The sequence below is a fragment of the Bacillus sp. 2205SS5-2 genome (assembly GCF_037024155.1).
GTDB lineage: Bacteria > Bacillota > Bacilli > Bacillales > Bacillaceae_K > Bacillus_CI.
In genome coordinates this window covers 47,281-61,558 of sequence record NZ_JAYKTS010000015.1, presented here as the reverse complement: position 1 = coordinate 61,558, position 14,278 = coordinate 47,281, and the positions used below count along the sequence as shown (strand labels likewise).

Genomic DNA, 14,278 nt, shown 5'->3' with positions numbered 1-14,278 from the left:
TCACAAAGACTTTTACTTTTCGAACCAGTCAATAGACTGGTAAACAACTTTGTTTCGGGCATTTTTTGGTCTATTTTTGGTGAATATAAACAACAAAAAGAAGGATAGAATCTAAAATCAGATGAAATAGCAACAATGTATACGAAAAGAGTCCTTAACAAAAGCAATAAATATTAAAAAAAAGCTTAAAAAAGAGGTCTTTCTATTGGAAGAGACCTCTTTCGATTTACGTATGTGAGTTATTGGAGTGAGGCTGTGCTCTGCCAGAAGCCTGCCGTCCCTGAGGAGCCACTTCCGCATTTATTGGTATCTAGCTCCGGCGGGTAGCAGCTAAGGGTCAAATAACAGCCCATTACGAAGGTCAGGACCTTCTCCATGGTCTAACATTTGCCCGCCGCTGCTGACCAACCCGCCTCCGCATTTATTGGTATCTAGCTCCGGCGGGTAGCAGCTAAGGGTCAAATAACAGCCCATTACGAAGGTCAGGACCTTCTCCATGGTCTAACATTTGCCCGCCGCTGCTGACCAACCCGCCTCCGCTTTTATTGGTATCTAGCTGCAGTGGCTAGGGACTCAGGCATTTGTCAGTCCACTACGTGAAGCAGGCTTCACTGCGTGTCCTGCCAGAAGCCTGCCGTCCCTGGGCAGCCACTTCCGCTTTTATTGGTACCCGAGTTGTCTTTCTACTCTTTCTAACCTTCTGTTTAGTCTGTTTACTCGGCGGTTTAGGCGTTGGACTTGGCGTTCTAGGCGCACTATTTGGTTTTCGTAGCCACCGCCTCCGTATTCTCCACCATACCCACCTCCCCCGTAGCCAGGGTAGTTTTGTTGTTGTTGGTTTGGAAATAGGATTTCAGGAATTGAAAATTGTTGTCGATAATGCATATGGACACCCTCTTTCGCTCTTTTTATGGTCACTCCTTAGTAGCGTATGTAGTTTGTTGCCTAGTGTATAGGTCATTGCCTAATTGAAATTTGAATAGAAAGGATTGAGGTCGATGAGATTAGATAAATTATTAGCCAATATGGGCTATGGAAGTAGGAAGGAAGCAAAAAAGTTATTAAAAGGAGGAGTAGTCCTCGTTAATGGATCCACAGTAAAAGATGCAAAAACGCATATTGATCCAGAGAGTGATCAAGTTGTTATCAACGGGGAAGAGGTTCATTATAAGGAAAATGTCTATTTGATGATGAATAAACCTCCTGGTGTGATTTCGGCAACAGAGGACCGGAATGATGAGACGGTTATTGATATTCTTCAATTTGAAGATTCTGTTCTAAAGCCATTCCCTGTAGGGCGACTTGATAAAGATACTGAAGGACTCTTACTTATTACGAATGACGGTCATTTATCTCACTCGCTTCTCTCTCCAAAAAAACACGTTCCCAAAACGTATTACGCTGAAATAGCTGGAGTGGTCTCAGAAGAAGACATTCAGGCTTTTAGAGCTGGAGTTATGCTTGACGATGGATATGTTACCAAACCTGGAGAACTCGAAATCATAACTGCTGATGAGCAATCCGAAATATTGTTGACGATTATGGAAGGAAAGTTTCATCAAGTTAAGCGTATGTTTGAAGCTGTGGGGAAAAAGGTCACTTATCTAAAGAGGATTTCAATGGGTCCTTTGAAGTTAGATGAGTCTTTAGCTCTTGGTGAGTACCGGGAGTTAACGGAAAATGAATTAGATTTACTTGCAAATATTCAACAAGAGGAGAAAAATAGTTGAAAGGTGTAGTATCAGCTTGTTAATAAATGGATTATGGAGAGAAAATGAACAACTTGATTATCTGACGAAGCTCTTCTATATAGTTTTTTATGATTGGGATTGTCTAAGAGATAAGAAAAAACCTCACTCATTGAGTGAGGTTTTAGTTGTTTTGCTGGATCGTTTAAGAAATCTTGACCTTTTTTTGAGTTGTTGTCCATCTGCCTCGGCTTGGGCTTTCAACCAAGTCGTTGTATGCTAGAACGTTTAAATCGCGTTGAACCGTACGAGGAGTAATGCCAAATTCCTCGACAATATCCTGAGTTGTAACGATTTCATTGTCTTTGATAAAAACATAAACGGATTTAATGCGCGTAAGCATTCGGTTAGTAGAAGGTTTCAACAAACCACTCCCTCATCATTTTTCCTATGGCATAAGCTATGGATAGTTATGATTGGTCCATGACGTGTTCATCAAATAAAGTTAGGTTCTCTCCGAGCAAACAACTCCTTTAATTAGTATAATAATCAGATAATTTCATACCTCTATTTTACCTCTAAGCGTAAAATAATACTAGAAAAATGTTGAAATTCATAAAAAAAATAATCGTCATTTACAATTAATAAATATTTGTTCATTAAAGTATATATAGAAAGGGGTCAAGTATGAGCACTAATTTCCACTTTTACAATTTTCTTGTCATTTTATTTTTATTTCCACTGAATAGAGTTTAAAATAGATATCATTACGATGTGAAAAATGAATTTTCCATTTGCAAAGGGAAAACTTCCTCGCTGATGGTTAGACAAGCAAATCGTTTTTTGCCAGCTCGACCTCTCAACTAATTCGTTCGATTTATTTTAGTGGAGAATGGGAACGAGTTATAACGGGATAAAGGAGAAATGGTATGACTACGATCAATTGGATGGAAGAAGTGGAAAAAAGAAAAGAAGATTTACTAGCAGATGTCAAATCACTATTGCAAATAAAAAGTGTGCTAGATGAAGAAAATGCAACCGACCTAGCACCTCTTGGAGAAGGAGTAAAAGAGGCACTCGATTTTATGTTGCAACTAGGTGAAAAAGATGGATTTTACAGTAAAAATGTTCAAAACGTAGCTGGACACTTAGAGTTCGGTCAGGGAGACGAATTATTGGGTGTATTATGTCATGTGGACGTCGTACCAGAAGGGGATGGCTGGAGTGTAGATCCTTATAGCGGCGACATAAAAGAAGGAAAGATATTTGCTAGAGGTGCGATAGATGATAAAGGTCCAACGATGGCGGCTTACTATGCAATGAAAATTGTAAAAGATCTGGAGTTACCGCTATCAAAGAGAGTCAGAATGATTATTGGCACGGACGAAGAAAGTGATTGGCGCTGTGTAGATACCTACTTCCAACATGAAGAAATGCCTTCAATGGGCTTCGCACCAGATGCGGATTTTCCAATCATCTATGCAGAAAAAGGGATTGCTGATTTTGATGTGGTCAACCAAACAGTTTCCAACCAACTAGATGAGTGTCCAACATATGAACTGGTTACCTTTCAATCGGGAAGACGTTACAATATGGTTCCAGACTTTGCTAAAGCAGTGATTAATATTGGCGTTGATCCAACCGTTATTTGTCAGTCGTTTGATGACTATGTAAAAAAACAAAAACTTGAAGGAAGCTATTATATAGAAAGTGGACAGCTGTTTATTACACTTAAGGGGATATCTGCCCATGGAAGTGTCCCGAATAATGGGAAAAATGCAGGAATCGCATTAGCAGCCTTTTTACAGACATTTGATTTTGACTTAAATGGACAGAAGTATCTTCTAGCCATTTCCAAGTGGTTCTTCCAAGATGTGAATGGAGAAAAGCTAGGAGTTTATTTTGAAGACAATATCACAGGACCGCTAACCATAAATGTAGGAATCCTTCAATATGATAAGAATGAGGGAGGAAAAATGGGACTTAATATGCGTTATCCTGTAACATTTGATCTTGAACAAAGTATCCAGAAGCTTGAAGCTGTTTTTATTTCAGATGGATATAAGATAATAAACTTTACGGACTCTAAACCGCATCATGTAGATGAAAAAGAAGAGTTAATTGTAACATTGAAGAAAGTATACGAAGAGCAAACCGGAGAAAAAGCAGAGTTAATTTCCATTGGGGGAGGAACATATGCCCGTTCATTAGCAGCTGGTGTTGCTTTTGGACCACTTTTTCCTGGAAGAGAAGATATTGCGCACCAAAAAGACGAATATATGTATATTGAAGACCTGTTAAAAGCCACAGCCATATATGCACAAGCCATTTATGAATTAGCTTCGTCAAACTAAAACAGAGGGGAGAACAGGGAGATGGAGAAAATTTTATTCAATGGGGAAATTCTTGATCGATCTTCGTGCAGAGTTGATTTAGAAGATCGAGGGTATCAATTTGGAGACGGCATTTATGAAGTGATTCGTGTATATGACGGTTCTTTTTTTACCCTTGAGGAACATATGGAGCGACTATATGAGAGTGCTCGTAAATTAAATTTAACACCAACCATCCATGAAGATACTTTAATCTCATTGCTAGAGCAACTAATTGTCAAAAATAGCATTAAAGATGGAATTTTGTATTTACAATGGACAAGAGGTGTAGCAAAGAGACAACATCACTTTCCAACGTCAGACGGAGAAGGTACTCTAATAGCTTACACAAATCAGTTGGAAAGACCTTTGTCTCAGCTGAAAAGTGGTGTGAAAGCTAAGCTTGAAGAAGACATACGATGGCTTAGATGTGATATTAAGAGTCTCAATTTACTTGGAAATCTATTGGCAAAAGAAGCTGCTGTTAAAGCAGGTTGTTTTGAAGCTATTTTACACCGAGGAAAGATAGTGACAGAAGGGTCTTCTTCAAATGTGTATATTGTGAAAAGTGGGAAAATATATACCCATCCCACCTCCAATTTGATATTAGAGGGGATAACAAGAAAAGTACTGAAAAAACTATGTAGGGCAAATAATATTGATTTTATAGAGGAAGAATTCACCATTGAAGAATTGTTATCAGCGGAAGAAGTTATGATTACGAGTACAACTTCAGAAATCATGCCGATTATCCAAATAGACGACAAAGTTATTGGAGATGGAAAGCCAGGAACAGTAGTGACCTTATTACAGGAATGCTTCTACAACGGTATTAATAAAAAAACCTCCTAGAAAAACGTAAAAAACGTGGATGAACAGATTTCATCCACGTTTTTTTACTTCGTAAACACGTCACTTGAAAGATAGCGTTCGCCAGTATCACAAGCTATCCCAATTACCACATCCTCAGGGGTGAGGGTTTTGGCGATTTCAATGGCTGTATAACAAGCAGCTCCTGAGGAAGGGCCAACTAAAATCCCTTCTTCTTTTGCTAATCTGCGTGTGATATCATATGCTTCTTCATCTTTTATTTTATGGATTTTATCATATATGGATTGATTTAGAATGGGCGGGATAAAGCCAGGACTCGTGCCCACTAGCTTATGCTTCCCGGGTTTTCCTCCTGAGAGAACGGGTGACCCAGCAGGTTCTACCACATGAATTTGTATATTCGGATAGTGCTCTCTTAACACTTCTCCTGTTCCAGTGATGGTTCCACCAGTTCCAGCTGTCGCGACAAAAGCAGCGAGTGGTTTTCCAATCTGTTTCATCCCATCAATAATCTCAAGAGCCGTTGTTTTGCGGTGAGCATTTGGGTTGGCTTGATTTTTAAATTGCATCGGCATAAAACTATTTGGGGTCGTTTTTACCAGTTCTTCCGCCTTTTTGATGGCACCAGGCATTTTTTCAGCGCTAGGTGTTAGCACTACTTCCGCTCCGTAGGCTTTGAGTAGATTGATCCGTTCTTGGGTAGAAGAATCAGGCATGACGAGAATCGATTTATAGCCTCGTGCGGCTGCATTCATTGCTAGACCGATACCAGTGTTGCCGCTAGTAGGTTCAATTATCGTAGCTCCTTTTTTTATCAGACCTGCTTGTTCAGCTTCAAGAATCATTTGGAAGGCAGCACGATCCTTTACACTTTTACTTGGATTATAAAACTCAAGCTTTAAATAAATTGTTGCACCATCTGAAGGACTTAAGGAATTTAATTTAACTAAAGGCGTATCACCAATAAGGTCGGCAATGTTGTGAACAACTTTCATGTAAAACGTCCTTTCTGCACAAAATATAGATTATCTTCTATCTTACCTATTTAGGACAGGGCAATCAACCAATCGAATTTGATGAAAAATTTCTACCTCTTGATGAAAAGTTTGCTAAAATATGAATAACCATGTTGGTAAGAAAGGGTTTTCTGATGAATGAACATTATTTCCTTGCTTTACCGTTGACGAGTTCGCTGAAACAGGAGATACATTGGTGGACTGCAAAGATTCAACGAGACTGGCCGTTTCTTCAATGGGTTCATCCGCAAGACTATCACCTAACCCTAATATTCTTAGGGAAAGCAACTTCTAAGCAGTTGGAATCCATTTGTCAAAAGTTGAAAGAGGTTCCTTACGATCGTTTTAAGATACAAATTCATGAGATTGGAACTTTCGGTAATGAGGAAAAACCTCGTATTTTATGGGCTGGAGTGGAAGACAACCCAGTACTTTGTTCTCTTCAAGCTTATGTTTATACAGTATGTAAACAAGAGGGGATCCCATTGGAAGCACGTCAATTCACCCCCCATATAACTTTGGCTAGAAAATGGGGAGGAGAGAATGTTTTTTCACTGAATGAAATTCAAAATGATTTTGTTTTCACTATGAAAAAATCACCTATGGTGGTAGAAAACATCGTGCTCTATCGAACCCACATGAATCAATCACCAAAATATGAAGCAATACAGCGTTTTCCTTTAAATCGTTAGAAGAAAGGCAAGGACGATGGCTCAATTACTTAAACTTCAAGATTATGTATCAAGGTATGAAATGGATTTATATCGATATCCCTCTCAGTTTGTACGATTGAAGAAACAACAATGGGATAAAACGTATCAAACGTGGGAATTAGGCGAGAAGCACCATTTGTTGCAACGGCTAGAAAACCTCCCCACAGTTTCCCCTGAACGAACGTTTTTTAGAAAATTCAAATCATATTTTTCAAAAGGAAAAGAGATAGAAAGAACACTCTTTGATCAGCGAGATATGGAAGCTGATGAGGGGTTCACTTTTGAGACGTCTTTTCATACTCTTCCCGTAGAAGAAGATGAACTAAAAAAACATTTTTTGGATCAGCTCTTTCAATTCCAAATGAAATGGGCAAGCTCAACCTTAACAGAGAAATCCTATATTGATTCTAGCTACTATCGGGATGACAACTTAAGATATCTTCTACAGCGTTTTCCGGATACATATCTGGTGTTTTACAATCCTGTTTTACAGCTGAAAAATGCACCTGTTGAACTGGAAATCCTCGTACTTACGCCAAAAGAATTAATATGCATTACGATGCTTGAAAGTAATGACGGAACGGCATATATCGGAAGTAATGAACGGTTTTGGATTGAAAAATATAAAGATAGAGAAAAAAAGATACTAAATCCCGTTATTTCGTTAAATAGAATGGAAAAGATTATCAAAAACATCTTGTCTATTCATTCAGTAGATTTACCGGTAAAGAAGCTCATTTTATCACGTAATGGCTTTCTTGATTATCCTTCCGCTCCCTATCATGTTGAACTAGTGGACCAACGTAAATATCCACAATGGTTTGAAGAAATGAGGATGTTTCGGTCGCCATTAAAAAATGTACAAATACGAGCAGCTCAAGCGGTATTATCCTATTGTCAAACCACAAGCTTTAAACGTCTTGAATGGGATAATGACGAAGATAGGGATTTTTCAAAGGGAGATTAGAATTCGGAATGCGTACTGTTTTTATTGTGAATCCTCAGGCGAGAAATGGCTATTCTCTAAAGAAGTGGAAAGAGCTTGAAAGTGAGCTCTACACCAAATTAGAGAATGTTGAAATTTATTATACAAAATACCAAAATCACGCGAAAGACCTAGTAAAAGAAATGGAACAATCATTCAAAGATGAACAAGTAATGGTTGTGGCAGTCGGAGGTGATGGCACTGTTCATGAAATCATTAATGGGGCCATCTTAAAAGAACACCTAGTAATAGGGTGTATTCCCGGTGGTTCGGGTAATGACTTTATGAAAGGCTTTGGTCAGGGAAGAACGATGAAGGACTCATTATCTATCCTTATTGACCAAATTAAACGGCAAGGAGGCAGCCAAAGTTTTGATTGTGGAGCGTACCGCTTGGGGAAGTATCAGCAGGGTTTCTTTGTGAATAATATGGGAGCAGGGTTCGATGCTCAAGTCGTGAAACGAGCGAATGCTTCGGTAGTGAAAAAATGGTTAAATCGTTTTTCGCTTGGAAAGCTGATATATGCTTTTTATTTATTAAAAGAATTATTTTTCTTTAAACCAGAGACCCTTCAAATCAAAGTAGATGAAGAAACCTATTCTTTCGATGACACTTGGTTTGTTTCCATTTCAAACCAGCCTTTCTACGGGGGAGGTATGAAAATTGCTCCGTATGCCAATCCAACAGATGGACTTTTAGATATAACAGTGGTGCATAAAGTGACTAGACTGAAATTATTATTTTTATTTATGACGGTATATACAGGAAAACATCTACAATTAAAAGAAGTAAAGAGTTATCAAGGAAAACAAATCGTTGTTCACTCAGAAAGTGATTTACAGGTTCATGCCGATGGCGAAGAAGTGGGTAGAATAAATGGTCAATCTAATGATCAGTTGTCCATTACAGTACAGGAGAAAAGTTGGAAAATGCTTTAAAAGTAGGTGAAAAGGTTGCTTTCAATTAGTCGAATGTTTGAAGCATATTTAGATGACATGAATTTAGTCACTATATTGGTACCATACAGCTATTTTGATGGAAAGAGTACATCCTTTTCGTTATGCTTCAAAAATGACGTGTGGGACATGCAAATTAAAGAAATGATTCACTTAGAAGAACACATGAAATATCTATGTGAAACTAACGTAGGCATTGAATTTGGTAAAACATATAAGGTGAAAGATGAACGAGGAACGGAGACCGACCTACAAATAGGGGCGGTTATTCGAACACAGCGTTTTGATGAACTTTTTTACTATGAAGGCAATGACTTAGGTGCCAATATTATGGCAAATGGAACACAGTTTAAACTATGGGCTCCAACAGCTACAGCTGTGAGGGTTCGATACAAATCTTGCTTGACGTCTAAAGAGCAGGAGCAGGACTTAGAGAGGCAAGAAAATGGAGTGTGGGCTCTTCAGGCAAAAAGAGATTTAGAAGGCTATTATTATCGCTTTTTAGTATGCATCAATCTCAACTGGCAAGAGGCAGTTGATCCGTATGCAAAGTCCCTATCAGCAAATAGCGAGTGGGGCGTGATAGTCGATATGCACAAAACACTTCAGTTGAATTCACCACCGCCTCCATTCGCAAGCCCAACGGAAGCAATTATCTATGAGGTTCATATTCGAGATTTCACGAGTCACCCTAATAGTGGTGTGATGAATAAAGGAAAGTATGTTGGACTGAATGAGAGTGAGACAAAGACAGACGATGGTTATTCAACAGGGTTTACGTATTTAAATGATCTAGGTATTACGCATGTTGAATTATTACCAGTAAATGATTTTTTTGGTGTCGATGAGTTAAATCCTAGTAAGCAATACAACTGGGGATATAATCCATTATTCTTTAATGTACCCGAAGGATCATATGCGACCAATCCTACTAATCCCTATCAGCGAATCAATGAATTGAAACAAGTGATTCAACATTATCATTCGCATGATTTGCGAGTGATTCTAGATGTAGTTTATAACCATGTCTACATTCAGGAAACATCTAGTTTCGAAAAGACAGCACCCGGGTATTTCTTTCGCCATGATGCCTTTGGACTACCTTCGGATGGAACAGGAGTAGGAAATGATTTTGCGTCAGAAAGATTGATGGCGAGGAAATTTATTGTTGATTCTATTGTGTTTTGGCTGAAGGAGTATAAAGTCGATGGGTTTCGATTTGACTTGATGGGGAATTTGGATTTAGAGACCATGAAAAGAGTGAAACATACAGTAGAGACCATCCACTCAGGTGCTTTGTTATTAGGAGAGGGCTGGGACTTACCAACGACCTTGCCTCTTGATCAGAAAGCAACGAGTAAGAATGCAGCCAAATTAGCCGGCGTTTCGTTTTTTCATGATATATTCCGTGATGCGGTTAAAGGAAGTACATTTTACTTGATGGAACCAGGTTACGCTCTTGGAAAATGGGGAGTGGAAAAGAAAATAGTATCCTTACTTACTGGCAATATGGTGTTTGAGAACCAAAGAGCAAGCGAACTGGATGTAAGTCAAACCGTTAATTACGTAGAGTCGCATGATAATCATACCCTATGGGACAAAATTATTGGGATCTTTCCTGATGAACCGGAATTTAATAAGCGACGACATCGGCTTGCAACTTGCCTTGTGTTGCTTAGTCAAGGAACCCCATTCTTGCATGGGGGACAGGAGTTTTTCAGAACCAAAAAAGGCGTCGAAAATAGTTATAATTCACCAGATAATATTAACTGGTTTGATTGGACACGACGAGTAGAACATGATGATAATATTCAATACATTAAAAGCATTATTTCATTAAGAAAACATCAAAAAGCGTTTCAATTTCATTCAATAGAACAAATTCAAAAACATATCACAGTGCTTCAAGCAGAACATGGAATTGTAGCGTTACATTATCACCATATCGAGCAGTATGGACCGTGGGAAGAGATGATTGTTGTGTTTCATTCAGGAAGTCAACCCCAAAAAATTCAATTACCTAAAGGAAAGTGGCATGTTATTGCGAATGATAAGAAAGCTGCATTGACTCCATTTGAATTTAATGTAGAGCACGAAGTAACCCTAGCTCCATTTTGTGTCAATATTTTCTGTGGAAAATAGCAGATTTTGACGAAGCCTTGACGAATCATAGGGAAAAAAGATAAAATTCAAAGAAGATAGCTATTGTTGCCCACTTTTTTCAATAGCTGTCTTTTTCTTTTTAATAGGCTCTTTTCGTAGCCTTTGTTGCTCTTGACACAAAGAAAATACAGGCAGTAGGTTTTTTTCGATTGATTTCTTCCTTTTTATCTAGAAATGTATTATCTATTATTCGAACAGCACCAATGTTTACGAAAAAACAGCCTAAACTAAAGTGATAATATAACTATTTGAAAATGAGATAAACATAGTATTAATGTCTTATTGCTCTCTATAGAATTTCCGCTAGTATCAGCGATACAATTGAAGGTGACTTATGTTGGAACATTTATTTGATCATGAATGGGAAATAACACCTGCAGGAGGAGCCACAGGTGAAGCTTTTTTTGCACAGCGAGAAGAACAAAAACTTTTTTTGAAAAGAAATTCTTCACCTTTTTTAGCTGTGCTCTCTGCAGAAGGAATTGTTCCAAAATTAATTTGGACAAAGCGCCTTGAAAATGGAGATGTGATTACGGCTCAGCAGTGGCTGAATGGGCGAGAATTAATAGCAGAAGAAATGAAACAAGATAAAGTAGCAAAATTATTAAATAAAATTCATAGTACAAAACCGCTTCTTAGTATGTTGCAAAGGTTACAAGTTGAGCCCTTTCGTCCTGAGCAGATGCTGTCTGAAATTGAAACAAATCTTGAGAGTGAGGTTGTTCACTTACCAATTGTGAAAGAAGCGATTGAATTTCTTCAACAAGAAATTAAGCAAATTCATAATGAGGAATTTGTGGTTTGTCATGGAGATGTCAATCATAACAACTGGTTGCTTTCAGATTACAACCAGTTGTATTTAATCGATTGGGACGGGGCTATGATAGCGGATCCGGCAGTTGATTTAGGTCCACTGTTATATTGGTACATTCCGGTAGAAGAGTGGGAGGTATGGTTACAGCAGTACGGCTTAAAATTAACTGATTCTCTTCTTCTCAGAATGAAATGGTATGTGGTTTCACAAACATTACTTTCCGTTCAGTGGCACAAAACAAAGAGCCGTTTTCATGAAATGAATCATTGGATTGAATACCTGCATAGAATTCTTTAAGTTAAGGAATTTACGTCATTCACCCAACTTTGAAGATTTTCTTGATGAGACTGAATGTGCTCATTCAAGTGGTGAGTTCCTTTGCCCTCTTGGCTATATTTGTAAATTTCTTCTAAAGCAGATTTTACCTGATGGTTTACACCTCCATTCACCATTAATGATTTAACTAAACGTTCTACCTGCTCACATTCTGCTACAGATCCACAGCAATCTGTAAGGTGATTATTTAATATATCAGTAAGTAAATCCATTTGGTTTTGTTGATTTAACGGCATTAATACGATTCCACCTTTCACGATAATTTGTTAAAAAGGAATTCACACATAGTGTGTGAATTCCTTTTTAGATTATACGAACGGAAAAAAGGTTGCGAGAAATGTATGGTCATGTTATGTTTTGAACGATACAATTATAGAAAGGTGAGTCCTAATGCGATTACGACATAAGCCATGGGCTAAAGATAAACTAAATTCATATCCTCAATATGCTATTGGTACTCCCCAAGAGCATAAGGGAAACTGGCATGAGGTTTTCGAAGATAATCAACCAATTCATATAGAAGTAGGAACGGGAAAGGGCCAATTCATTACAGAAATGGCAAGAGCGAATCCTTCCATCAATTATATTGGCATTGAGTATTATGAAAGTATAATAATTACGGCGCTCGATCGATTAATTGAAGCAGAGCTTCCAAATGTGAAGATTTTAAGTGTGGATGCACAAAATTTAGAGGATTACTTTGCGGATGGTGAAATAGACCGAGTATATTTGAATTTTTCGGATCCTTGGCCAAAAGCTCGGCATGCAAAAAGACGGTTAACCCATGAAAGTTTTTTACGTATATATGAAAATATTCTTGTGAACGAAGGGGAAATTCACTTTAAAACCGATAATCAAGGTTTATTTGAGTACTCTTTGCAAAGTTTTTCTTTTTACGGACTACCGTTAACCTATGTGAGTCTTGATTTGCATCAAAGTGACTTTGAAGGAAATATTATGACTGAGTATGAAGAGAAATTCTCTTCCAAAGGTCAAAGAATTTATCGAAGTGAAGTTCGTTATCCTAAAAAATAATAACTTAAATCCAAAGATAAAAAGCCATGGGAATGGTTTTTTATCTTTTTTTTGCACTTATCGTATATATTCTTGCTCTTTCATTTAATTTTTATATGGAATCCTCCATTTTGCTGTTGATTTTCATCAAAAATAGACGGAAAGATGTCCCTAAACAAAAGCAACCAACTTTGCGGAAATAGCTTTTTTAACATTAGGTTGAGTCAAGATCTCTGCACTTTTAATTGCAAAATTTAATAATGTGGATTTTTTTCTTGTGAGTATCTTACATGATACAATGGAGAAAAGAATGGGGGGATAGTAGTGGAACAATTAACACTTGGAGATATAACTTTTACATGGCTTAACGGTGGAGTTACACATATGGATGGTGGAGCAATGTTTGGCGTAGTCCCTAAGCCACTATGGTCAAAAAGATACGATTGTAATGAAAAAAATCAGATAGAGCTAAGAACCGACCCGATATTTTTTCAATATATGGGCAAAAACATTATGATTGAATCTGGGATTGGTGTAAATCGGCTAACAGAGAAACAAAAGCGAAATTATGGAGTGGAAGAAGAATCTTCCGTTGAAGCATCGCTTGCAAAACTCGAAATTAAGCCGGAGGAAATCGATATTATTTTAATGACGCATATGCATTTTGACCATGCATCTGGTTTATCGAAACAAGAAAATGGAGAATTATTCTCTGCTTTCCCAACGGCGAAGATCTATACATCGGAGACGGAATGGACAGAAATGCAGAGCCCTAACATTCGCTCACAAAATACATATTGGAAGGACAACTGGACGGCCATTCAGCATCAAGTTAGCTCTTTTCAAAACGAGATAGAAATATTACCAGGGCTGAAGATGATTGAGACAGGTGGTCACAGTGACGGACATTCAATCATCACCATTGAATATGAAGAACACAGACTGATTCATATGGCTGATATCATGCCAACACATGCTCACCTAAATCCTTTATGGGTACTAGCATACGACGATTATCCAATGAAATCAATTCAAGCAAAAGAAAAGTGGATTTCAAAAGCAAAGGCTGAAAATTATTGGTTCTTGTTTTACCATGATGCTCAGTATCGTGCCCTTAGATTAAATGAACAAGGAGAAGCGCTTGCTGAGGTGAAAAGAGGGAAGTGAAACCTGGTTATATTAGCGGAGGACTAGTTTGATTCATTGGACCTTCAAGCTTCCATCAGTAGGAGAGGTATGAGAGATTAACTCAGAAGGAAAAGAGGTCAAAAACCTATTTGTAGAAGGGTTCTGGCCTCTTTTTCGTCTAATATAGACCGTTTTAGTACTATCAACCTAAAAAGACGGTTTTTTTCTGATTTTGGACTTTGCGTAAATTACTTGGCTAGAG

14 protein-coding genes are annotated in these 14,278 nt (G+C 37.9%); 10 read left to right on the top strand and 4 right to left on the bottom strand.

The genetic code is table 11. From position 1 onward, the window contains the following. Nucleotides 1-660 precede the first annotated feature (660 nt). Nucleotides 661-885 carry a hypothetical protein gene (locus tag U8D43_RS11530; RefSeq protein ID WP_335871326.1) on the bottom strand — a complete coding sequence of 75 codons (225 nt, stop codon included), beginning with the start codon at nucleotides 883-885 and terminating at the stop codon, nucleotides 661-663. A 113-nt stretch (nucleotides 886-998) separates the two neighbouring features. Between U8D43_RS11530 and U8D43_RS11525 the strand changes: the two genes are divergently transcribed. Further along, nucleotides 999-1,730, top strand: coding sequence for a pseudouridine synthase (locus U8D43_RS11525; RefSeq protein ID WP_335871325.1), 732 nt, complete (start codon nucleotides 999-1,001; stop codon nucleotides 1,728-1,730). Between the two features lie 163 nt (nucleotides 1,731-1,893). Here the strand turns inward: U8D43_RS11525 and U8D43_RS11520 are convergent, their stop codons facing one another. Then, on the bottom strand, nucleotides 1,894-2,112 hold the full coding sequence (locus U8D43_RS11520) for a DeoR family transcriptional regulator (protein WP_335871370.1): 219 nt from the start codon (nucleotides 2,110-2,112) through the stop codon (nucleotides 1,894-1,896). A gap of 505 nt (nucleotides 2,113-2,617) precedes the next feature. On the opposite strand from U8D43_RS11520, the gene pepV reads away from it, so the two are divergent. Together pepV and dat are read left to right on the top strand one after the other, a co-directional pair. After that, complete coding sequence (gene pepV / locus U8D43_RS11515; RefSeq protein WP_335871324.1) at nucleotides 2,618-4,042, top strand: dipeptidase PepV; 1,425 nt, start codon at nucleotides 2,618-2,620, stop codon at nucleotides 4,040-4,042. A gap of 21 nt (nucleotides 4,043-4,063) precedes the next feature. Continuing rightward, on the top strand, nucleotides 4,064-4,912 hold the full coding sequence (gene dat / locus U8D43_RS11510) for a D-amino-acid transaminase (RefSeq protein WP_335871323.1): 849 nt from the start codon (nucleotides 4,064-4,066) through the stop codon (nucleotides 4,910-4,912). 44 nt (nucleotides 4,913-4,956) lie between these two features. Here dat and cysK read toward each other — a convergent pair whose 3' ends face one another. Then, on the bottom strand, nucleotides 4,957-5,886 hold the full coding sequence (cysK, locus tag U8D43_RS11505) for a cysteine synthase A (RefSeq protein WP_335871322.1): 930 nt from the start codon (nucleotides 5,884-5,886) through the stop codon (nucleotides 4,957-4,959). Nucleotides 5,887-6,041: 155 nt separating this feature from the next. On the opposite strand from cysK, the gene thpR reads away from it, so the two are divergent. From thpR to U8D43_RS11480, 5 genes are all read left to right on the top strand, one after another. Then, nucleotides 6,042-6,599 (top strand): RNA 2',3'-cyclic phosphodiesterase, encoded by a 558-nt coding sequence (thpR, locus tag U8D43_RS11500; protein WP_335871321.1) that lies wholly within the window; start codon nucleotides 6,042-6,044, stop codon nucleotides 6,597-6,599. Nucleotides 6,600-6,615: 16 nt separating this feature from the next. Further along, nucleotides 6,616-7,587 (top strand): nuclease-related domain-containing protein, encoded by a 972-nt coding sequence (locus U8D43_RS11495; protein WP_335871320.1) that lies wholly within the window; start codon nucleotides 6,616-6,618, stop codon nucleotides 7,585-7,587. Between the two features lie 8 nt (nucleotides 7,588-7,595). Continuing rightward, nucleotides 7,596-8,543 (top strand): diacylglycerol/lipid kinase family protein, encoded by a 948-nt coding sequence (locus tag U8D43_RS11490; RefSeq protein ID WP_335871319.1) that lies wholly within the window; start codon nucleotides 7,596-7,598, stop codon nucleotides 8,541-8,543. Nucleotides 8,544-8,558: 15 nt separating this feature from the next. Next, a complete protein-coding gene (pulA, locus tag U8D43_RS11485) occupies nucleotides 8,559-10,703 on the top strand; it encodes a type I pullulanase (protein ID WP_335871318.1) in 2,145 nt (714 codons plus the stop codon). A 358-nt stretch (nucleotides 10,704-11,061) separates the two neighbouring features. Then, a complete protein-coding gene (locus tag U8D43_RS11480; protein ID WP_335871317.1) occupies nucleotides 11,062-11,835 on the top strand; it encodes a phosphotransferase family protein in 774 nt (257 codons plus the stop codon). Here the strand turns inward: U8D43_RS11480 and U8D43_RS11475 are convergent. Next, a complete protein-coding gene (locus tag U8D43_RS11475; RefSeq protein WP_335871316.1) occupies nucleotides 11,832-12,110 on the bottom strand; it encodes a YtzH-like family protein in 279 nt (92 codons plus the stop codon). The two genes, U8D43_RS11480 and U8D43_RS11475, sit on opposite strands and share 4 nt — an antisense overlap. 154 nt (nucleotides 12,111-12,264) lie before the next feature. Between U8D43_RS11475 and trmB the strand changes: the two genes are divergently transcribed. Continuing rightward, entirely contained in the window at nucleotides 12,265-12,909 is a 645-nt protein-coding gene (trmB, locus tag U8D43_RS11470) for a tRNA (guanosine(46)-N7)-methyltransferase TrmB (RefSeq protein WP_335871315.1), read from the top strand. Between the two features lie 303 nt (nucleotides 12,910-13,212). Then, nucleotides 13,213-14,055, top strand: coding sequence for a YtnP family quorum-quenching lactonase (locus U8D43_RS11465; protein ID WP_335871314.1), 843 nt, complete (start codon nucleotides 13,213-13,215; stop codon nucleotides 14,053-14,055). Nucleotides 14,056-14,278: the final 223 nt, after the last annotated feature.